Source organism: Methylomonas sp. MK1, from assembly GCF_000365425.1.
In the GTDB taxonomy this organism is placed as follows: domain Bacteria; phylum Pseudomonadota; class Gammaproteobacteria; order Methylococcales; family Methylomonadaceae; genus Methylomonas.
Window position 1 is genome coordinate 718251 of record NZ_AQOV01000001.1, and the last position, 21264, is coordinate 739514.

Annotated in this window: 21 protein-coding genes, 3 pseudogenes and 2 riboswitches; of the genes and pseudogenes, 6 read left to right on the forward strand and 18 right to left on the reverse strand. The window is 41.9% G+C overall.

What is annotated here, in order from left to right; translation table 11 throughout:
* Positions 1–17 precede the first annotated feature (17 nt).
* The 7 genes and pseudogenes from amoB to G006_RS26575 form a co-directional block, all read right to left on the reverse strand.
* Positions 18–1241, reverse strand: a complete 1224-nt coding sequence (amoB, locus tag G006_RS0103335) for a bacterial ammonia monooxygenase, subunit AmoB (protein ID WP_020481745.1) — start codon at positions 1239–1241, stop codon at positions 18–20.
* A 10-nt stretch (positions 1242–1251) separates the two neighbouring features.
* Positions 1252–1995: a bacterial ammonia monooxygenase, subunit AmoA gene (amoA, locus tag G006_RS0103340; RefSeq protein ID WP_020481746.1), complete on the reverse strand. Its 744-nt coding sequence runs from the start codon at positions 1993–1995 to the stop codon at positions 1252–1254.
* A gap of 89 nt (positions 1996–2084) precedes the next feature.
* Positions 2085–2414 carry a hypothetical protein gene (locus tag G006_RS0103345; RefSeq protein WP_020481747.1) on the reverse strand — a complete coding sequence of 110 codons (330 nt, stop codon included), beginning with the start codon at positions 2412–2414 and terminating at the stop codon, positions 2085–2087.
* A 199-nt stretch (positions 2415–2613) separates the two neighbouring features.
* Positions 2614–3192: a TetR/AcrR family transcriptional regulator gene (locus G006_RS24825; protein ID WP_020481748.1), complete on the reverse strand. Its 579-nt coding sequence runs from the start codon at positions 3190–3192 to the stop codon at positions 2614–2616.
* A gap of 121 nt (positions 3193–3313) precedes the next feature.
* Positions 3314–3477, reverse strand: a pseudogene (locus tag G006_RS28755) (IS630 family transposase); the annotation flags it as partial.
* A gap of 54 nt (positions 3478–3531) precedes the next feature.
* Positions 3532–3624 (reverse strand): annotated as a pseudogene (locus G006_RS27540) (transposase); the annotation flags it as partial.
* A gap of 148 nt (positions 3625–3772) precedes the next feature.
* Positions 3773–4159 (reverse strand): methane monooxygenase/ammonia monooxygenase subunit C, encoded by a 387-nt coding sequence (locus G006_RS26575; protein WP_020481749.1) that lies wholly within the window; start codon positions 4157–4159, stop codon positions 3773–3775.
* Between the two features lie 237 nt (positions 4160–4396).
* Here G006_RS26575 and G006_RS0103360 point away from each other — a divergent pair, with 237 nt between their 5' ends.
* The 4 genes from G006_RS0103360 (at position 4397) to moeA (ending at position 7893) form a co-directional block, all read left to right on the forward strand.
* The gene (locus tag G006_RS0103360) at positions 4397–4699 is read left to right on the forward strand and encodes a hypothetical protein (protein ID WP_026146817.1); all 303 of its coding nucleotides are present in this window, start codon (positions 4397–4399) and stop codon (positions 4697–4699) included.
* A 62-nt stretch (positions 4700–4761) separates the two neighbouring features.
* Positions 4762–5265, forward strand: coding sequence for a hypothetical protein (locus tag G006_RS24835; RefSeq protein WP_020481751.1), 504 nt, complete (start codon positions 4762–4764; stop codon positions 5263–5265).
* Positions 5266–5299: 34 nt separating this feature from the next.
* Entirely contained in the window at positions 5300–5770 is a 471-nt protein-coding gene (locus G006_RS24840; protein ID WP_020481752.1) for a hypothetical protein, read from the forward strand.
* Between the two features lie 839 nt (positions 5771–6609).
* A complete protein-coding gene (moeA, locus tag G006_RS0103380) occupies positions 6610–7893 on the forward strand; it encodes a molybdopterin molybdotransferase MoeA (protein WP_152428790.1) in 1284 nt (427 codons plus the stop codon).
* Between the two features lie 266 nt (positions 7894–8159).
* Here the strand turns inward: moeA and G006_RS29020 are convergent.
* The 7 genes and pseudogenes from G006_RS29020 to G006_RS0103410 all read right to left on the reverse strand — a co-directional run.
* Positions 8160–8249 (reverse strand): annotated as a pseudogene (locus G006_RS29020) (IS6 family transposase); the annotation flags it as partial.
* A gap of 1346 nt (positions 8250–9595) precedes the next feature.
* The gene (moaCB, locus tag G006_RS0103385) at positions 9596–10567 is read right to left on the reverse strand and encodes a bifunctional molybdenum cofactor biosynthesis protein MoaC/MoaB (RefSeq protein WP_200860423.1); all 972 of its coding nucleotides are present in this window, start codon (positions 10565–10567) and stop codon (positions 9596–9598) included.
* 76 nt (positions 10568–10643) lie between these two features.
* The gene (locus G006_RS0103390; RefSeq protein ID WP_200860424.1) at positions 10644–11075 is read right to left on the reverse strand and encodes a molybdenum cofactor biosynthesis protein MoaE; all 432 of its coding nucleotides are present in this window, start codon (positions 11073–11075) and stop codon (positions 10644–10646) included.
* A 5-nt stretch (positions 11076–11080) separates the two neighbouring features.
* Positions 11081–12217, reverse strand: a complete 1137-nt coding sequence (gene moeB / locus G006_RS0103395; protein ID WP_020481757.1) for a molybdopterin-synthase adenylyltransferase MoeB — start codon at positions 12215–12217, stop codon at positions 11081–11083.
* 16 nt (positions 12218–12233) lie between these two features.
* Positions 12234–12467, reverse strand: coding sequence for a MoaD/ThiS family protein (locus G006_RS0103400; RefSeq protein ID WP_020481758.1), 234 nt, complete (start codon positions 12465–12467; stop codon positions 12234–12236).
* A 222-nt stretch (positions 12468–12689) separates the two neighbouring features.
* Complete coding sequence (moaA, locus tag G006_RS0103405; protein ID WP_081607877.1) at positions 12690–13730, reverse strand: GTP 3',8-cyclase MoaA; 1041 nt, start codon at positions 13728–13730, stop codon at positions 12690–12692.
* Positions 13719–13861, reverse strand: a riboswitch (molybdenum cofactor riboswitch). (Overlaps the previous gene by 12 nt.)
* Positions 13862–14247: 386 nt before the next feature.
* Entirely contained in the window at positions 14248–16479 is a 2232-nt protein-coding gene (locus G006_RS0103410; RefSeq protein ID WP_020481760.1) for a molybdopterin-containing oxidoreductase family protein, read from the reverse strand.
* Between the two features lie 585 nt (positions 16480–17064).
* Here G006_RS0103410 and G006_RS0103415 point away from each other — a divergent pair.
* The gene (locus G006_RS0103415) at positions 17065–17940 is read left to right on the forward strand and encodes a LysR family transcriptional regulator (protein ID WP_020481761.1); all 876 of its coding nucleotides are present in this window, start codon (positions 17065–17067) and stop codon (positions 17938–17940) included.
* Positions 17941–18040: 100 nt separating this feature from the next.
* Positions 18041–18197, forward strand: a riboswitch (FMN riboswitch).
* A 514-nt stretch (positions 18198–18711) separates the two neighbouring features.
* On the opposite strand, the gene G006_RS29490 is transcribed toward G006_RS0103415, so the two are convergent.
* The 4 genes from G006_RS29490 to G006_RS0103430 form a co-directional block, all read right to left on the reverse strand.
* Positions 18712–18963 (reverse strand): DUF1272 domain-containing protein, encoded by a 252-nt coding sequence (locus G006_RS29490; RefSeq protein WP_081607878.1) that lies wholly within the window; start codon positions 18961–18963, stop codon positions 18712–18714.
* 43 nt (positions 18964–19006) lie between these two features.
* Entirely contained in the window at positions 19007–19333 is a 327-nt protein-coding gene (locus G006_RS0103420; RefSeq protein WP_020481762.1) for an EthD family reductase, read from the reverse strand.
* Positions 19334–19635: 302 nt separating this feature from the next.
* Positions 19636–19914 carry a transposase gene (locus G006_RS24845; protein WP_327036668.1) on the reverse strand — a complete coding sequence of 93 codons (279 nt, stop codon included), beginning with the start codon at positions 19912–19914 and terminating at the stop codon, positions 19636–19638.
* Between the two features lie 49 nt (positions 19915–19963).
* A complete protein-coding gene (locus G006_RS0103430) occupies positions 19964–20824 on the reverse strand; it encodes a transposase (protein ID WP_020481763.1) in 861 nt (286 codons plus the stop codon).
* Positions 20825–21056: 232 nt separating this feature from the next.
* Here G006_RS0103430 and G006_RS28595 point away from each other — a divergent pair, with 232 nt between their 5' ends.
* Positions 21057–21227: a hypothetical protein gene (locus tag G006_RS28595; protein ID WP_020481764.1), complete on the forward strand. Its 171-nt coding sequence runs from the start codon at positions 21057–21059 to the stop codon at positions 21225–21227.
* Positions 21228–21264 lie beyond the last annotated feature (37 nt).

Sequence of the window (21264 nt, forward strand, 5' to 3'; positions counted from 1 at the left end):
TATAAATAAATGTTGTTTTATTTGTATTCAGGTATCAAAGACGCCGAAATACTTGATAGATAGCGATTTCCCTGATCATCGAATAAAAACAACAACCCTCCAAAGCGACTATCGGCATCACCAATAACACTGGAGAGATGTTCGATTTCCCAGACAGCATCAGATGCCATGATTTTTACAACTTTGGCTTCACCGGGGTGAATCAAATCGTTTGGTTCAATTTGCATACCGTTTGTCGCCAAATATTCTGGCGGCGTATGACTGGCATCAATTTTCATATTTGAATTAATAAAACGCACAGATCCAGTGGTAAACTCACCAATCTGCAAAGTTTTTTGACTATCGTTTTTGATTTCCACCATCATCATCATTGATCGCTGGGGAATATTGTAAGTAGCGCGTTTAATTTTTGCGTTAACCAGATCGGCTTGTTCAGGTAACGGGGGGATAAGATCCAATGAAGCTTGTAACGGTATGGTTTCCGGATACTGACTGTTTGTCACAAAATAACCGCTCAAGACAATGACAGGAACCGCGACAAGTATCGCCTTAGCCAGATTTTTATCTTTAGGAGTTACCAATTTATCTTCTTCGCCCTTATTCACCATGGCATAGCGTGGAATAAACAACGGACGTCGAACCCACCAAACCAACCAGGCTATTCCCAGAATCATCCACAGCATATGCCAACGAACACCGTTGGCAGTGCCGTAGGTTTCTAAATTGATCATTTCTCCCTTGACAGTTTCGACATTGTTTGTGAACGCATTGGCATTACCGGTAATCTCAACCCATTGCCCAGGTCCCGCAACATTACCTGTATCTATGATATTAAACGAAGGATGAATGTGATAACGCCCAGGAATTCTGGCCTTAAGCTTCATTTTGAACTCATAATCACGACCAACTTTTAGGGGTAATGAGTTCAAATGGGCTTCGCCGTTGATCCACCGTTCTTTACGGAGAAATACTGGACCAGGAGCGATGACACCCAAATAAGCGGCTTCTGGCTTTGGAAGACTATTAGGCCAATCTTCTGCAACATGAACTTTACCGGTTATGGTGAGTTCATCATTAACAGCAACCGTACTAGCTGACCAGTTAACGTCATACCATTGAACCGTTCGCATGCGGACAAAAGGCTCTAAAGAACGTTCACCGTGAGCCCAAGCAGTTGACGTTGAAAGAAAAAGCCCACTAAGACAGATGGATGAAAAAACAAATAACTTCAATAGTTTCATGTTTTTTCTCCTATACACGTTTCAGGTAACGGACAGTGGCAAAGGCTTTACCGATATACCAACCTGCGGCATAAACCAGGATGCAGAGTAGCGCTGCAAAAAAGGCGGATAAAGGAGCGGCCATCTGGCCATATGTTCGTAATGTGCCTCGTTCTATGATGCGTAGATATTCCGGCATACCCGCCCGTAAGTATTCAAAACCAAATTGATCGGCGATGGTTTGCAATCCACCTTGCCATTCAATTGGAACATGGAACATAGCAAAAATAGGCCAGTTAGTTGGATAGAATAAAAGCGCAAAAGAAGCGCCCCCTGCAATCGCAGTCACTAGAAAACTAGGTGACAACATCAAAATAGCATCCAAAACTAAGGCGCTAGGAATCATGGTGGCTGGTAGCACAAAATTTAGTGGGTAATTGGTCCAAATTTGATAGGCGGTCACGCGAGTGATCCACATGCCCAGCATTAAACCCACTACTGATAAAGTTGCACCCATAGGCAAACGAAAATGGGTCCATAATACCGATTGCACTGCTGCGGGCCAGGCAATCATCAGAACGGGCGTCACAAGCGGCCAATATTGCCGGTCTTTCCAATCGAGCCAAAAATCCCAGTCGCCCACCGTTAGCATGAAATGCAGATGATAAGAGCCAATATATAAAAATCCGGCTAACACCAAGATTAGATAATCATAAATCCTGGAGACCGTGGCGGTTTCTTTATCAAAACCGGTGGATACGCTAATTGTTGACATAATTCACTCCTCGTCGCAATTTGCAACATTATTTGTACCGTTCGGTACATTTTGGCGCAAAAAAAACGCCTGAATATAACAAGCACTTACTAATCTAAATCAATCAATGCATTAGATATAATATGACTAACCGAATTCATGGGAAGAGTTTCGCTTCCCGTCGCCAGTAAACCGTAAAATAGACCAGTTAGAAAATCAGCGAGTGATTCAGGATCTTTATCGGTTGAAATTTCCCCTGAATTTTGCCCCTTGATAATCGCCGACTTAAAACCTTTTTTAATTCCTCCAAGACCCTGCTCAAAGTACTTAGCAATTTTTGGATCTTTCTGCCAGAAAAAAAAATGAACAAAACAGTTATAGAGATTGGACGTCATCGTAGCTTGAGTTACTGCGTCTTTAGCTAAAAAAATCTGTGTCACGAAAAGTCCTCACGCATTGCGCCATTCTGTACCGTTTGGTTTTTTTGGTGCGCATAAATATATAAATATTCAGTTAATAAATGCCGTTTTTAAGGTATTACTTCATTAAGATTCACATATTGATTATCTCCTTGTCGCTTATTTATATCGACTAGTACAGTATTATTACAAAAACATCTATTTTTTAGTTTATTAAAAATCAATCCAGCAGGATAAGTGCATTTGAAATAACCTTTTCTAAAGTTTTACGATCAGGGTTGGCGCTACCCATAACTTGCAAACCATAAAAAATACCAGTAAAAAAATATGCGAGCGAGTCGGAATCTTTATCAGCAGCAATTTCCATATCTTTTTGACCTCGAATGATGACCTGACGGAAAGCATCTTCGACTTGTTTGATACCGCCTTCAACTTCTTCAGATATTTTTGCGTCAGTTTGCCAAAACTCCAACGCAGTTTTTCCAAACATGCAACAACGCTTGTCTTCAATGGCCCTATCCATAACTCTAACCAAAATCCGCTCAATCGCGTTTTTGGCAGGTAAACTTGCCATGATATCGGCTATTTCGCGCACCATAGCTCGCTTACTTCTATAAAGTTTCAGCGCATCTAAAAATAGCTCATGTTTGCTACCAAAGGTTGCATAAAAACTTCCTTTTCCTATGCCCATGTTGTTCAAAAGGTCACTCAGAGAAGCTCCTTTATACCCTTTATCCCAAAAAACATACATCGCTCTAGTAAGAGCTTCTTGAGTATCGAATTCTTGATATCTTGCCATAAAACTTAAATTTTAATATACCATTTGGTACAGAATCTACACTATATTATCAGCCATGTCAATCAATCTGAGCATTTTTTATCGGCGTTCATAAGTCAATTGAAGTCGACGGCAGGCAGCTGCGAACGTCTTTGTTGGTCAGCGCCGTTTCATTGCACCATCGGATTTCGCCGCCTTCAGCCTTAGCTTGGGCGGCAATCACAGGATAGTGTTCTTCAGCCTAGCTTTGACGGCTTCCGGACGTTGTTCGTAGGCTTTCTTGATCGGCTTTTACGGCGTGAAACCCTAGTGTTTAGGGCATTTACATTACCAAAGCTTATTGACATTTCTTGGCGGATTGCAGCCTGGGCATTGAAAACCGGATGGCCATCGGGCCTGAAGTAACGCTTCGGCGCACTGGCTTTCAGTGCCGTACTGCTTCATGAAATCCATCAAGCTGAAGCCTTTTTGAAATTGGATCGGGTTTTTTTCATGGCATGGATCTCCAGGCAAGTCAAGGCTTCAGCTCGACTAACCGAATGGTCAAAAGTTGCTGTGGGTCGTGGGTAATCAGGAAAAGTTATGTATTTCCCAAAGCGGGTTATTGACTTATCAATTCCATCAATGTGCTCATACGAATAACGCATTGGGGAAGAATTCCTCCCACCGCAAGCGCGAACCAAACTCTAATGACGAAAGCGTAATGCAACAACTCCTCGCGAAACCAAAATGTATGCCCCCACTCATTGAAGCCAACGGCAACAAAAATGATAAATGACCCGAGAACGGCAAGTGTTAAAGGCAGAGAAATTCCTTTTGCAAATAATGGTAAACAAGTTCGCGCGTAAAACCACGATGCAGAACCCATGATAGTGTAGAACAGAAAACATAAATAAAATTCAACTACATGATTAGCAGTAAAAATACTGTCCCAAATTGCCGCCTGATGCCATGCATTATCTTGTTCAGCAAAAAGCTTCCTGCCCAATAAACAGCAAATGTATATATGCTAATCCACATGGTCAAAACAAGATACGCCAAAACTGGTTGGTTGAATGAGTTCTTATCGCAGACCGTCAGAAATAGCGAATTTATTGCATTATAAAATTACACTAATTTTGTTGAATAGGATAATCCTATTCAATCATAGAAAATAGGTATTTTACTAATCATAAAAACTGGTGTTTTATATGCGCCACCATTTAGATAGCCATACAATAAACTTATGAGTTCAGCAAAATTAATTGTAATTTACCCTGTGCCGACCGATATGAAAACTTTTGAACGTCGCTACGCAGATGAGTATATCTCAATGGCTGTCGAAAAACTGGCAGGTAAAACCTCTTTCGTGGCTTCCTTTTTCCACTCCAAGGTCAATCAAATTGCTGCACCGTTTCATCGTATCGCCGAGGTGTATTTCCCTTTGAGCAGAGAGTTGGAAGCCTGTCTGAACTCATCTGGATGCCAGGAAACAGCCGGATACGCAGTCGATATATCCAGTGGCAGTGCACCGTTTTTGACTGCATAATCATAACATCATGAATTATATAATGTTTTACAGAATGTGATGAGCGTAGAAGGAAGAGTCCGATGAAAGCTAGTTTTAAAAAGCACTTGCCAACATACAGCATTAAAAGCCACGGGTTAAGGTTAGCGTTGTTCCTTGTTATGGTGGGAGTAATATCAACCAATGCCAATGCGCATCGTGGCGCGCTCGACGAAGTCGATGCCTGCAACACTCGGCTTGGCTTCGAGCGCGTGCATTTAACAGCCTATACACCAACCCTGTCAGGCGACAGGGAATATTGCAATATCATTCCTGGTGTCGGCCCTACCAAACTAGTGTTCGATTATGAAGGTAAAAGCATGCGTAATTTCAGCGTTGAATTTGAGATCACTAAAGAGCCCGAAGGTACGAGGATTTTTTATCAGGAACCACAATTGATTAAAACTGGTACAACAAATGGTTCGGTCGATTTCAGCCAATATGGTGCGGGCCATTACTTGGCGCATATCGCTATCGTCGACAAGGATACCTGCTACGCGCGCAGGCTTTATCGTCGCCTATGCCGATCATCCGGAGTTATCGCCTAGCACCACTGTGGAATTAGGGACAATTCCGCATTTGATGGCCAAAAAATGGTGTATTGATGAAAAGCAGGTTTATATCACAGGGCATTCAGACGGAGGGACTTCGGCGATGGCGCTAGCGTTTATGACGGGAACACGACACATTCCACACGCTATTGCACCTAGTGCTGCTGGTATTACTTATGAGGATCTACGTGACCGCAAATGTCCAGAGCCCTTGTCGGTGATGATCATGCATAGCAGTAAAGATCGACTGTTCCCAGGATTTGGTCAGCAATCGGCCGGTTGGTGGGCATCCTGTAATAAATGTGATCCGATTCCGGATAAGCAAGGTGATGGTTGCATCTCTTATTCAGGGTGTGCCAATGGAGTAAAAACCTTATATTGCGAAGGTGATCAACCACATTCGCAGTGGCCTCTGCGGGATACCCAAATGATTGAGTTTTTTGTAACTTCAGAGCACCTTGATGGAATTGATAAATTAAGTGCGCGCATTGAAAAGAAATAATTATTTAAAATAAAAGTCAGTATTTCGCCGGGTATTACATTCTTTTGTTTGTATCCGGTGAGATGCTACCATTTTATATTCTGTAAACAGGGTGGACGGTTAGCTCCATCAGTAACTATATGACCAGCAATATCTACCAGCCATATAAACTCCCCCAAGGGTTGATGTATGAAGGTAATTGCTACTGGTTGATCTGGTGGAGCTAACCGCCCATCCCGCTTCTTGAAATGTATTTCATTCGATTGGGAGCACAGATATCAACAGAGTGAGAGTGATTTATGCATCTTGTCTATTTACGTAAACTAAATAAAGATAATATATTGGTCAATAAAGTCAAGATTGGAAACAATTTACAGACCTTCATCATCAAAATATCAGTACATTTGATGCGCGTGTACTGGGTTTGGGGGCGTTTCTCCCAAGCATTTTCTTACCTCCAAGAGAAGAATGCTAGAACTAACTCTTTCGCCATGTGGCGAATAGGTGATGAGGGTCTTTTTTACAAATGCATTTAGCTATTTAATTCTCAATAGACAATACATGTTGACCATTAATATATCTATAAAACATAATATTATTAAAATCAATAAATTGCATAACGATATATTTAAATTGCAAATTTGAAAACAAGACAGAATATTTATTTTATTTGGCGTTAGCAGGATGTTTATATCTTGAATGAACGTCGGCTTTATCAACGTTATCGAGTTAATTTTAGTTATGCTTTTGGAGCTAAGTAGTAAGAGGTAATATGAGGAATCATACCAGTAATATGGAACAAGTCGGACAGTATCTGCAGCAGTGGATGATCATAATAGTTTCAGAGCGTTATGCGTAACATGATAGATAACGACATTCTTCATCTAAGCAGACCAGGTTGCAGTGACGAGCATGATCCGACAGCAATAACTGTGGATGTTGCACAGCAGTCCATTATAGATTGTGTCAAACCATTAGCTAGTACGGAGCAAGAACGATTACCGTTGCGACAATCCATTGATCGCGTCTTGGCTGAAGATATTATTGCTGAAATGAATGTCCCCCCTTATGACAATTCGGCGATGGATGGGTTTGCCTTGCATGCCGATGGTATACCGCAGAACGGGACGGTCACATTAAAGGTAGTTGGAAATAGTTTTGCCGGTCATCCATTTTTTGAGGGTTGTACAAGCGGCGAGTGTGTTCGCATAATGACGGGTGCAGTGATTCCGGCGGGTTGCAACACTGTAATCCCGCAGGAGCATGTCGAACTGCTCGGCGCAGAAAGCATTAGAATCGATGGTCGTGCGAGACTAGGAGAAAATGTCCGATTCGTTGGCGAGGATATTCGTTTAGGGCAAACTGTGTTGACTTGTGGTCGACGATTAACGGCGGCAGATTTAGGGCTGTTATCTTCCTTAGGCATCAATAATGTTGCAGTAATGCGGCGCTTGCGGGTAGCCTTTTTCTCCACCGGTGATGAATTGCAGACAGTTGGGGAAGCCTTACAGCCAGGACAGATTTATGATAGCAATCGATATACGCTGTTTGGAATGTTGAGCCGCCAGCATTGCGATATAACTGATCTGGGCGTGATTGGCGACGATCCCATGCAAGTACGCAATACATTGCAATTAGCTGCGAAGAGTCATGATGTCATTATCAGCAGCGGCGGAGTGTCAGTCGGCAAAGCCGATTATATATATCAAGTGTTGAACGAATTAGGCGACATTATCTTTTGGAAGGTGGCGATGAAGCCAGGACGACCATTAACCTTTGGCCGCCTGCAACAAGCATTGTTTTTTGGTTTGCCAGGCAACCCTGTAGCGGTAATGGTAAGTTTTAGCCAGTTTGTGCAGCCGGCCCTGCAGCGTTTTGGTGGCGAAATCACGCGTCCGCCTTTAATTTTACGAGCGGTGACCAGTTCACTTTTAAGGAAGCGAGCGGGGAGAACAGAGTACCAGCGTGGCATTTTGAGTCAGGCGTCTGATGGCGAGTTGACAGTATGCAAGACAGGTGAGCAAGGCTCCGGAATTTTACGTTCTATGTCGCAAGCCAACTGTTTCATAGTCTTGACCGCCGATCAAACCCGAGTGGAAGCTGGTTCAACGGTAATCGTGCAACCTTTTGCTAGTTGGCTATAAAGTTTGAATAGAATGACTGAGCTAGTACGAACCGATTAATTCAATATAGAGGCGCCCCCCTGATTTGGGCATAAACCGTCATATTTAGTTGGTCGAGTAGCCCAAAGGAATCGCACCTTCAGGCTATCACATATCACGCAACGGTACGTGAATATCTCGATTCATACCGCTCTTATCGTTCAGTCATTCCGGCGAAGGTAATATGCCAATGTGCGAACAGGCCTGAGTTTTGCAGTGCTATCTTTTCATTCCGACCGTGAAAACTATCACCTCATAAAAAAATGAAGTGCCGCTTTCCTGTCCTGACGAGCGTTCAACAAAAAATCTATGGTGTAGCCTTCTTTGTCGAATGCCCGATGGAGATATTTTCATTCGCTTTCACCTTAATATACTCGCGGGATTCTGAATCGGCTCAAGTCACAAAAGTCCGCGCAAATGTGCTACCCAGATGCTTATTGCAATTGCTAAAGAGAGGCCTGTTTTGCTCGCTGAACACGGTATCATAAGTCGCCTTATTGTCCGGGAGTCGATCGCCTTGGTGATGTGACTTCTTTCATGAAGCAAAAAAGCAAATATTGGAGCGCAAATACTTTACGGGTTGAAGCGGTCAGATACTCATAAATAAACCAAACTGAAAATGCAGATGTTTTCAAGTCTTATGGTTTATTTTAGTGTGTCTATATAGGTATCGCCAATTATATCAATATTTTCGAACTTATGCTTTTCGAGGACACTTTTTTTTAAGATGTCTATCTCTCGTTAAATGTTAAACAAATCAATAAATTGGTCTGATAATATTTAACGAGTTGACACACCGAAAATCTAAATTAACAATGGGAAGCTATTCCTTTAAACCGAAAACGCTGTAGAAAAAAAACATTAACGAAGGAAAAAAGGCAATTATAAACCCCAAAATTACTGCGAATATATATCTGTATTTATACACGAATAATAATATTGGGCGAATTGCTTCTGTTAAGTGACCATACTGTTTTTTAATGATATTTTCCAATTTCTGCCCCTCTTTTTATAAAACTATATCGAATTATGACCGTTAGCTACCATTATTTACAAGCTTTTTAGGTCACTTAATACGGTTAAAATTCATGACATATTTTACCTATTCGGTTTATGCTTGGTTTACTTGATTAAAAATCAAAATTCAGACCAAATACCTTTGGCTCCAACTAGTATAAACGTTATGAATTGACCCAATAAAAAAGCAGTCCAATCCCTAACAAGAGTTTTTTATATCATTCATTATGTACCACCTCAGATGCAGACATCCTGTTTCACTGTAAATTACTTTAATTAGAGCACAAGCCTATTCATTCAATAAGATTATTTATACTGCTTACCATAGGTTTATCATATAGCTATTAGAGTGACACATATTTATTTTGCTTTAGGAAGATAAATTAATAATCGCAACCCTTTTATTGATGCGCCTAAATTCATTTTAAATTAAATAAGACGTGTTTGTAAAAGACTAATTTCCCATGAAAAAATAGGGTTTATCTATGGATTAAAACTGCAAGTAAGTTCTTAATTTCAGTGTTTTTCTGATTCTGCAGATAATAAATCGCATATATCTGGCGGTTAATTTCAGAATTGCTTAAAATAACGGCAGGCACGTGATCGACGTTTGCAGGGCAGGCTTATACTCTGAGTAGACTGCTTATCAGAGTTTGGTTTATGGATATCACTTTTTTACCCAGCGTTTTTCTTCATCATGTCCGCCACCCCACAACATGGGGAAAGCATGTAAGAGACCAGGGAAAAGCGCTTCCATACTTTCTTGCGCGCCTTTGGAACTTCCGGGTAAATTAATAATTACTGTTTTGCCGCGGATACCGGCTAGTTCGCGTGATAACATTGCATAAGGTGTGCGTTCTTTACCATAGCGGCGTATAGTCTCAACTAAACCGGGCGCCTCTTTTTCGATGACGTTAGCCGTTGCTTCCGGAGTTATATCTTTAGGACCAAAACCCGTTCCACCGGTTGTTATAATCAGATCAATATTTTCATCTGCCAGTTGCCGCAAGCGATTTGATATTTGGTCTGAATCATCAGGTATAATTTCATAGACCGGAACCGAGAGCTCTTTATCTTCCAAAAATAATTTGATGATTTTTCCAGATGTATCTTCGCGATTTCCAGCATATGTTGAATCAGAAATAACAAGAACAGCCGATTTTAATGGTTCAGCAAAATATTCTTTAAAACTGCTTTTCCCGCCCTTTTTCTTAACCAGCCTTATACAAGAAAAAGAGATATTGTCATCTAAAGGTTTAAGCATATCATAGACATTTAATAGCGCGCCCGTAACTGCAGCCATAGCTTCCATTTCAACACCGGTTTTCCAGATTGCTTTTACTTCCGCTGAAATTTTTATAGTGTCTTTTCCGATATCAAAATTTATATCAACCCAATCTAAAGGTAGGGTATGACAAAAGATGATCCAGGATGCAGCATTTTTTGCAGCGGTTATACCTGCTGCCCGTGCAACCTGTAAAACATCCCCTTTAGGGACAGTTTTTTCAGCCACCCGTTTTATTGTTTCCAAATTAGCTGTCAAAATTCCTTCGGCTTTTGCATATCTTAATGTATTAAATTTTGGACTAACATCAATCATTTTGTAATCCTTGACTCTTAAATTATTTATTTTTTGCATTTTGTTGAACATACAAACGATCAGAAAATTATATTTTCAACTGACCTTACAATTTCTGAAAAAATGTTCTAAAAAGCTAATCCTGAACCCAGCGCACAGATTTATCTTCCATAATTTCTTTTTTCCAGATGGGAACTTTGTGTTTAATATCTTCAACAATCTGTTCCATCGCTTTAATACTTTCTTTACGATGCCCAGATGAGCAAAAAACAAAAAGTGATAACTCTCCAGTTTTTACCAGTCCAGTACTATGAAATATGTGCACGCAATTTAATGGCCATTTTTCAAAGGCTTCTTCACGAATTTTTGCAAAAACTTTGTTGGCCATATCCCCATAAGCTGAGTATTCAATTCCAGCTACATGTTTACCTACTTTTTCATCCGCACGTACTTGACCGAGAAAAATAGAATGGGCACCTATGCCATGATTAGAGTTATGTGTTGCTATTTGCTCACCGATAAAAACCGGATCAATCGCACCCTGGACAAAATAATTTTTATCTTTCATTGTTCTCATTGTTCTATTTTTTCTTTTTTCAGCCAGGCTGCCAAACCGCCTTTAAGATTAAATACATTTTTAAGGTTATGATGATTCTGCAGCATTCTAACCACCTTGGCGCTGCTGATTCCATGATCACAATAAAAAACAACCTTGTTGCCGTTTCTCGATATTTTATCAATGTTAGCCTGCAAATCATTTAGTGAAATGTGAACAGAATTCGGCAATTCCATTTGAAATTCACGTGCCGAACGAGTATCAACCAATTGTATTTTTTCTTTTTTTTGTAACTTTTTGTACAAATCAACAGCGCTGATTTCATTTATTTTTTGCTGATTTGAACTGCAAAAGTATTCATAATCAAATGATCCGAAATCCGAGGCATTTTGCAAAGCTAGCTGTACAGCCTGTTCGTTTCGTTGAATGGAAAACTGCATCGTTTGATTATTCAATGCATCAAATATTAAAATTTTTCCAGATAAAATTTCGCCTACTCCGCAGATCATTTTTATAACTTCGTTTGCTTGTAAGTTACCGATAATTCCCGGCAGAACTCCAAGCACGCCATTTTGCGAACAATCCGGTGCTTTTTCGGGTGCCGGCGGCTTGGGGAACAGGCAGCGATAAGTTGGCCATTTATTGCCTTGACCATCTGTAAAATTTAATACACTCACTTGTCCCTGAAAGCGGTCTACTGATCCTGAAACAAAAGGTTTGTCCAGATAAACACAAATATCATTAATTAAATAACGGGTTGGAAAGTTGTCTGTCGCATCAATAACGACATCATATTGGGAAACCAAATCGACGGCATTTTTCGAAGAAAATCTTTGAGCATATGCCTTTAAAACAATATTAGGATTGAGATCTTTTAAACGATTTACCGCAGCTTCAGCTTTGAATTCTCCAACTTGTGAAAAGCCATACAATACCTGGCGATGCAAATTAGAAACCGCAACTTTATCGGGGTCCACAATACCAATCCTGCCGATACCAGCCCCGGACAGATACATTAAAATAGGGCAGCCCAATCCGCCTGCACCGATGACCAGCACGTTTGCTTTTTTTAAAGCCTGTTGTCCTGTTTTGCCAATTTGGGGTAAAATCAAATGGCGATGATAATACTGAATTTCCTCTTTATTTAGGTTCATGGCTGCCTTTAAAAAATCAGCCCCCAGCAAAGGGTGGCATAATTGCAACTATATCGTTATCAAAAAGACGGTGATTGTCTTCAACCATTTGCTGATTTACAGCCATTCTATAGGTATAGTCTATTAAGTCTGGATAATTTGTGATTAATTTTCTCTTTAAATCAATCATATTATCCGTATCTTGAATCGTCAGCATGTTCTTCCCCACCACATCACTCAGAACACCAAAAAAAATTACATTAATTTGCATAGTTTTTCCTTACGTTTTAATGGAAACTATTTTTGTTTGTCTGTTTAAAAAAATTATAGCTATACTCTAATATCAATCCGGCTATCAACGCGATCGTCAGATTTCGTGTGGTAAAAGAAATGAAACCAACAGCAATCGCAACTGCCAACAGTAATAGTGTTCTCAAGTTATCAATAGAGCCAGACTATTCCAAAAGTCAAAATCTGTTTTTAAGTTTTTTCATCATCCACCTATCTGTGCCATTGAAAGATGTTTTTTTGAAAAATGAACTATTTGCTGTGTTCGCTGTTCCGATTCAAATCCGTCTTTTGCCCTTTTGGCCACGGCCTCTCCAATTGCCGTTTTTATTTCCTGATCACTTTTCCCTGAACGTAGCATGTCTTTTAAATTTATGGCGCCATGATCATAGAGACAGGTTTTGAATGTACCGTCGGGAGTGAGCCTTAAACGACTGCATGTTGAACAGAATGTTCTGGAATGGCCGGCGATGATGCCGACTTTTCCTCTAAATCTGGGGATTCCAAAAATTCGGGCAGTTGAACTCATTTTAAGATGTTCGATCATTTCTGGGAAAAAATTCTGCAACGTGCTGATAATTTCTTCTGCAGAATATATTTCGTTTGAAAAACACCCCCCATTAAATGACATTTGTTCAATAAAACGGACTTCGACTTTATTGCTTTTGGCTAACATCGCAAAATCAACAATTTCATTGTCATTGACGCCTTTGAGAACCACCATGTTCAATTTTACGTTCAGATCTGCTAGCAGAATTTTATCAATGTTATTCCACACCCGTTCAAAATCATCACGTCGGGTAATGTTATAAAAAACGTCTCGCTTCAATGAATCAAGACTGATGTTTATACTGCCTGATTTTATTTTTTGAAACAATGGGATGGTATCTTCTAAAAAATAGGCATTCGTTGTTAAATTGATTGTTTCCAGTTTTTCATATTGGTTTATTCTGGTTAAAAAATCAGGCAGACCTTTACGAACAAAAGGCTCGCCACCGGTAATACGCACCTTGGTTACACCTAAATCCAGAAAGAGTCCAAGAAGATGTTCCATTTCCTGAAAGCACAAAATATCATCACGCGCTTTAAGATCAATACCCTCCTCTGGCATACAATAAGTACAACGAAAATTGCAACGGTCGGTAACGGCAAGCCGCAAATAATTTAAATGGCGCCCCTGGGGATCAATCAATTGGGAACCTGTTGAATTTTCTGGATTTGTTGTATGTAAGTAAGTCACACTCATGTTACTCCTTTCCTAGTATAGGAGGCTTTGCTATTTCCGGCAAAACCTTATCAGCCATGAACCCTATATAGTCATACTTAATAGTCATACTTAATAGTCATACTTAGGTAGGCTCGAAGTTAATTTAAATAGTGCGTAAAACTATACAAAAATATTTTCACTGATCGTCTATCTTAAAAATATAGAAAATCAATGTCATATGCTGTTTGTTTTTATTTAGAGTCAGGCTTTTTGGGCTTTACATACTTTTTTATGTCCGAATTTCATAAGCTGCCAACAAGGATAAATTATCGAGCTCATGCTAATGTTTACGATTAATGACAAGCAATTATTGTTGGTAAATTTATGATCTTACAACTTATCGGCTCGACGCTCTTCAAGATAGGAAAAAACGATTTAGAATAGTCGGTGAATAGAGGCTATCATTCAAATCGAAATGATAGCTCTCATCTTCTTTATCAAAGCTTTGTTTAAAGCTACTTTTAAGTCTGATTACCCTGTACGTGCTACAAAAATTTTATATTGCATAACTTGTCCCTTCTGTTCCGTCCTCCACTTTATAAACTTTGCAAGCCAGTCCTCTGAGTTGGAAGTTACCTTGTTCTTTATCACAGTATTCGTCAGAGTCATGAAGGATGACCGCATCCGCCGATTTCCAGAGACTCGATAACGCCGCTCCTGGTTCTTCACTTCCTGTTGTTTCCGGGTACCACCAGCCATGAGGAACCCTGACCACGTTAGGATGCGTGTCGTTGCTGAGCCACGACCTGAGTTTTATTCTTTTTCCGCTAGTTGATTCCACCCATGCCCAATCTCCATCCGACAGGTCCAAATCGTACGCCGTATCAGGATGAATTTGCATACGAGGGTCCGGCTCACGGCCACGCAGCTCTTTAATAGACCGGCCAAGGCCAAAACTGTGAAACCAATAGTTTTCTCGCATCCCGGTAAAAAAAGTCAATGGATGCGACTTAGCCAACTCAGGTTTCCTTACATGGCTATCCGGTGGCTCAATCCAGCTTGGTAACGGATCATAACCAAGCTCTTCGAAAATGCTTGAATAGAGCTCGACTTTCCCGCTAGGAGTGCCAAAGCCTGTCTGTTCGTACTTCTTGAAACCGAGTTCAGGGGCAGACGCTCGATCTTGGGTTGATAATTTTTGCCATGTTAAACCTGCTGGTGCCAACCGTTCATCGTAGGCCTCTTCCATGCTTTTCCATGGCCAATCTTTTTCCTGTCCTAGACGGACGCCAAGCTCACGCCATAACATCCAGTCGTGCATACACTCTTCTGGCGCCTCCACCGCTTGCTCTCCTCCTTGATAGATTGGAATCCAATCCCAGTAATTAAACAAGTTCGGCCTTTCCAGCCAATGGGTGGCCGGCAAAATATAATCGGCGATTTGGGCCGTGGGTGACTTAATAAGATCCATGACAACTAACAGATCCAGATTCATCAACCCTTCGTAAATGTGAGTAGTGTTGGGGTAACTGTTTAAGGTGTTGTTACATTGCGATATAAGTGCCCTCAAGCGGTAAGGCTTGCCAGTTTTCATTGCCTCCCACATGCTTGCAGGATGCGCCATTGCGCCGCCGGATACCTGGTTTGAATATTTCTTGCCCCAGACCTTTTCCATTGCTGGGCCGGTCTTTTCGAGTGTTTCCCAGCTCAAGAGCTTAAAGCGATCTACACCGAGTTGTTTCTTGCGTTGTTCAGGAGATAGCCTCTCATTGAGTTCGAATTCATCATCCGATGAAATTTCCGGATGGTACCCCATCAACAATTCGCCTCCGGGTACATCGAGATTACCGGTGATGGATCTCAATATGGTTAAGGCTCGCAAAGTCTGAGTGCTATTGGCATGATGATCAGGCACTGCTCCCCAGGGGATCACAGCCGGACCAGTAGTAGCATACATACGGGCAGACTCACGAATCTTATCCGCTGGTGCTCCAGTTATTTCTGATGCCCACTCCGGAGTGTAATCCTTCACTCTTTCAGTGAGTTGTTCAAAACCAACCGTCCATTTTTTTACAAATTCTTTGTCATAGAGGTCTTCATAGATGATCACATTGATCCAGGCCAGTAAATAGGCGCTATCCGTAGCAGGTTTAACCTGCAGAAAAATATCCGCTTGATCACTGTAGCTATTACGGCGTGGATCTGTAACGATTAGTTTTGCTCCTTTATCCAGGGCATCCTTAATCCACAGATACTCAGCCGTCCATCTTTGCGGACCCGGAGCGTGGCCTAAAAGTACGATGCATTTGGTATTATGAAAGTCTGGAAACTGCCAAAAACCGTAAGTCGCTTTACTGGGCACTGTGGAATTGGCTAAACACACGTATCCCGTCCAAGTCCAGTTCGGACTCCCCAGTAAGTTCATAAATCTTCGTGAGGCCGCACCAGCATTAGAGCTCCAACCATAAGTGCTGCCGATTGTTTCCGGCCCATCTTCGGCTATCAACTTCTTCATCTTATCGGCAATTTCATCTAAAGCTTGTTTCGTGCTAATTTGTTCCCATTGACCCGAGCCGCGCTCACCGACTCTTTTCAGCGCATGCGTTAATCGGTCTGGGTGGGTAATGTATTTATTTGCGTTAGCTCCCTTGATGCAGATCGAATTCGGAGTAAGGGGGTGATCTGGGTTTTTTTTGATCGATTTCACCTTACCGTCTTCAACGGTGACAAGAAGTCCGCAATTGATATCGCAGGTACTGCAGATGACCCATTTCGTTTCTTTGCTCATTTTTAGCCTCTTAAACTTGTTTTTACTGATTATCAATCGCCTCTACTAGGCATGGTTAACGCTTCTAATAGAGAGTCGAGATGTAGCAGTTGGCTAAAATTTACTGTAACTCCACAAGATTGTTAAATACCAATTTCCTATCGATCAATAGATTCAACCTATATATAAAGAAATGATACAAAAACCAAACTACCATTTAACAAAATGACCCGTTACTTTTCAGGGTATAACCAATCTTTCCACGCTCTTTGTTTGGTGAGGTTTTCATTGATAGTTAGAGTTAACACCTGCTCGCGCAGTTTTAAAGTAAATTCACCTGACTTTATCCACTACAACTCAATGCCGACGACAGTTTTCCTGGTTTTTTAATTCTTTATATCTTCACAGTTCAGTGATTTCTAAGTTTGGATCACACCGATATTGTCGAAAACATCACTCTAATCTGAGCATTGAAGCATTTCTGTCTCAGCTTTTTCACTTTCAGATTAATGTCTAGAAGAGAACTCGTCGCATTGTTCAGGCTTGTATTAGCAAAATTCTATTTTCCATGAAATAATAGATTTTTCCTATTCAATGGACACTAACATGGAAATACAACAAATACGTTACTTTCTGGCAGTCTGTGATAAGAGTTCATTTACCCGTGCAGCGCAATCGACCTATGTGGCACAACCTTCCCTGACACAAGCAATAAAGAAACTGGAAGAAGAGCTAGGCGGCGATTTGTTTATTCGAGATCGTAGCGGTTGCCAACTTACACCTCTGGGGCGTTTCGTCGAGCCAACCATGCGGCAAATATTTCGCGAAACGCAAAGTATCAAAGCCGATGCCATTCGATTCAATCGTTTGAACACAGTACCGTTGCGTATCGGCGTAATGAATACCATTTCTGCGCAATATTTGAGTCCTTTTTTTACTGACTTTCAGCAAGAGCGGCCACATGTAGAGTTGGAATTGATAGTGGATTGCGAAAGCAATTTGTTGAAGTTACTCGATGACGATACTCTTGATTTGGTCATCAGCGCACCAAGCACGCCACCGATTGGACACTATCATTCGTTAAAGCTTTATGAAGAACGCTATGTAGTGGTCTTCAACGACAAACACCGTTTCAATCAATTTGAGCAAATCGATTTGGTAGCGATTCAGCAAGAACCCTACCTTGATCGTCTCAACTGCGAGTTACGCGAAGAGTTACGAAACGTCTGTCAAGATAAACAAATCAATCTTTATGCCGCATACAGGAGTAATAGTGAGGAATGGATATTGAGTATGGTACGGGCCGGAATCGGTATAGCATTGATGCCTGAATTCACCATACCCAAAAAAGCGGACAACCTTAATTTTCGTTATCTGTCCGATCCTGAAATACTTCGCACAGTACAAGTTTTTTTTCAACCATCATCGACAGCAAACCCTGAAGTTAATCAGCTACTGGAAAAAATACGCGTGAATTTTTGACCTTCGTATTCGATATTTGGCAATAAAACCGAACTCATAAATACCAGTAGTAGAGCTTATTTACCTTGGCGACACTGCCTACTTCTCTTTAAATGACGGTGATTGTACTCAGGGCGGGGCGAAATTCCCCACCAACGGTATCCAGGCCAATCCGGGGAATCCGCGAGCGCCGCAGTTTCCGAAATTGGAAATCCAGGTCAGCAGATCTGGTGAGATGCCGACGCCGACGGTGATAGTCTGAATAAAAGAGTACAGCGTAAGGTGGCCCATTCACATACCGTGTTTGGAAGATTTATTCTTGCTCGTTAATTTTTTTTCAGCCCTGATCCTGGTGTTTCCATAACTTTTTTCGGAGCATTACCATGAATCAGACTTTACGATGATGCGCACCAACATCTAGAAAACGCGTTGGCCGCGTTACAACGAAGCCAGGGCGTGTTAGTTACGCAACCCACTCGACGATACGAAAGTCGTCCCCGCTTTACGTAACTCGTTAATGATGCGTAATCGACCGTAAACAGGAAAATCCAGCACAAAAGACAACACTTCTAGTTCGGTGACGTCGTCAACCCGATTTTTCAGATTTGACTGGCAATGGCTTTTATCATTATCAAATAGATTGTCGACATCTCCCGATTCTACTGCCGTTTCACAGCGATAAAACGTATCTAGCGACAGCCCCCATGACTTTGTAGGCTTTTAGATACGTTACTCCATTACTCGGCCAGATTCAGCAAACCGACTATAGGTTTAATGATTCGTGCATCTTTTTTATTCATTATTCGGGTCACATCCTTGCGGATTATAAATGCGTACTGAAGAAGCGGGATATTTTTCTAATAGCTCGACAGAACGAATTGGTCTAAGTTGAAATTCGCCATTACAATTTGGGCAACGCCCTCCCAGTTTGGTATCTGCACATTCTCGACAAAAAGTGCATTCAAAGCTACATATCATAGCTTCCGATGAATCAGCAGGAAGATCTCTATCGCAACATTCGCAATTGGGTCGGAGTTCTAGCATAACATACTCCTAAAATAGTAATTTCCACATAATTATACCCATTCTAAAAATCGATAACTTCCACTTCCGCCATTAAAAATAACGGCGCTCCGCCACTCGATATTTCAATAGCATGAGCCGCAGTTTCTTGGCCTCCAGGTGAGCCTAAACATACTATTAAATCAGCAGTTGAATTGAAATAAATCTCTGCTACACGATGATACATTGCTGGCGCGTTATTAACATTAGAGGTTATTAGTGAAGTAACAACTTTCGTTTTTCCGACTAATTTTTCAATTGCCATTGGTATATGCTCTTCAGCATAACGACGCTCGAAATCTTCTAAATTACTAGGAACTGGATATATCACAATTAATTTTGACTGTTTCATAAATTTTCCAAAAGAGTTAAAAGTCAATTTATATTAGAATCCAATCTCGCCATTTGTAAAATAATTTTTTCCTATAAAAAAATAGGTTTTATCAATACAAGTCAAAAAGTTAGCGAATAATTATAAACTTAAGACGCATCTAAAAAACAGCCGTTTTGAACGATATTAATTTAGAATTCCGTAAAATAATTTCAATATTCGACCATTTTTCCATCAAAACGGCCTGTTTTTTCCCAAAATAAGCCTCTTTCTGAGCCTATTTTTGAATTTCTGATGCAATAATACGCCGACGTTCATAGCCATCACCCCGGATGACATTGGCAATTAGCTGTCAGAAAGGTCAAACAGGCGGCGTTTTTGGCTACGCCCCGACAGCTGATGGCTTGGAAAATTTCTTCGGTCAAACTGCGCTGCTCCAGTAAATGCCTAAACTGCAAAATCGGGCTTTCATACGGCACAGCGTCCAGTCGAATACCGCAAAAGCGCTGCAACGATTCAATCAATCTCGTACAACGCGTCTTCCATGCCAGGGTCGGGGTAGTTGTAAACAATCCGTGCCAAGCGAACATGTCGCATGGCATTCAAAACGGCCTACGCCCCACCCCTTGCCCAATGCCGTTAAGTTAAGCCTCACCGGTACTGCCGCCTGGGCTTGGGACTGATCCGGTTTTTGAGCCTAGACGCTTTTCGATCGGGGCGTTTGCGTTCGAGAGTTCTGGCGTAGAGAGCTATCAGTTCCAACACTTGATCGTGGGGCACACGCTGGATAAGCCAACTGAATAGCTTGGTTTTCAGGGAGTTGAGGATGTAGGTGACGTTGGGATAATAACGCGCCGCTTTATTGTCCGGTAGCGTGTCGTAAGCCTCGCGTGCGAGGGCTTCCGCCAGATTAGCGGTGAAGATTTTGGCATGCACATCCTGGCGTATCGATTCGGGTAATTCGCCGGTGAATTGTTCCAGGTAGAGTCTGTGTTTGAGGACTTTGAAGGCTTCTTCGATGTTCCAACGCGCGTGGTACAACTCGGCGAATGCCTGGCTTGGATAAGCGTTGGCATCGATGAGCGATGTCGCCAGGACTTCGATGTGGCCGGTGGACAAGACCACTTTGATCAGGCGAAAAGTCAAGGTTTTGGCCGTCAAAGTCATTCCGACAGCCTGTGCTTGACGGCGGGCGCTGGCCGATACCGGCTGCGTGATCACGGTTTCGGAGAGGTTTGAACGTAAAAAGTTTTCCACCGCGGGCCATTGATTGCCGTCTATACGAGCGAGAAACGGTAATTGGCGTTGTTGCATCAGGGTAAACAGCCATACCGCCGGAAAACCGCGATCCATGACCAATAGATCGTCGCTGGCCAGATGAGGCAGCAGTTGCACCAGTAGCGCCCGCTCGGCGTCGTCGAAACGGCCTAGAACGGTTTTGATCATTAGCTTTGAGGTGGTGGCAAACAACCCCAAGGCGCGCGCCAACACATAAGGCGCGCGCCAACACATAAGGCTGGCCGCCGCTGTCGGTTTGGACGCCGAATTCGGCCTGATTCTCCTGCCAGGGCGGCAAGCGTAAGGTCGTTGAATCGGTGGCGACTAACCGCAGGCCTTGCCAGCGCGGTTCGGGTAGCAGATCACTGAGTAAGCCGATCAAACTGTCGTTCAGCGCTTCGAAGGCTGTGGCCTTGAGTTTTTGTCGAGCTTGCGAGACAGCGCTTTTACTCACGGCGCGCACTGAATGGCCATCCACTGTGGCGAACAAATCGTCCAGCAGGGTTTGCAAGCTGCCTTTGAAGGCGCAGAGCAGGAACGAAACCAACACAGGAAAGGTAAGAACGCGCTGCCGGGTAAAGGCTTTGTCGTGAGTCCGATGCGCGATGATGAAGTCGGGCGAGTGGAGAAGCTTTGAAAGATGGGTAAGAATACTGGCATGGATACTGCTAAGT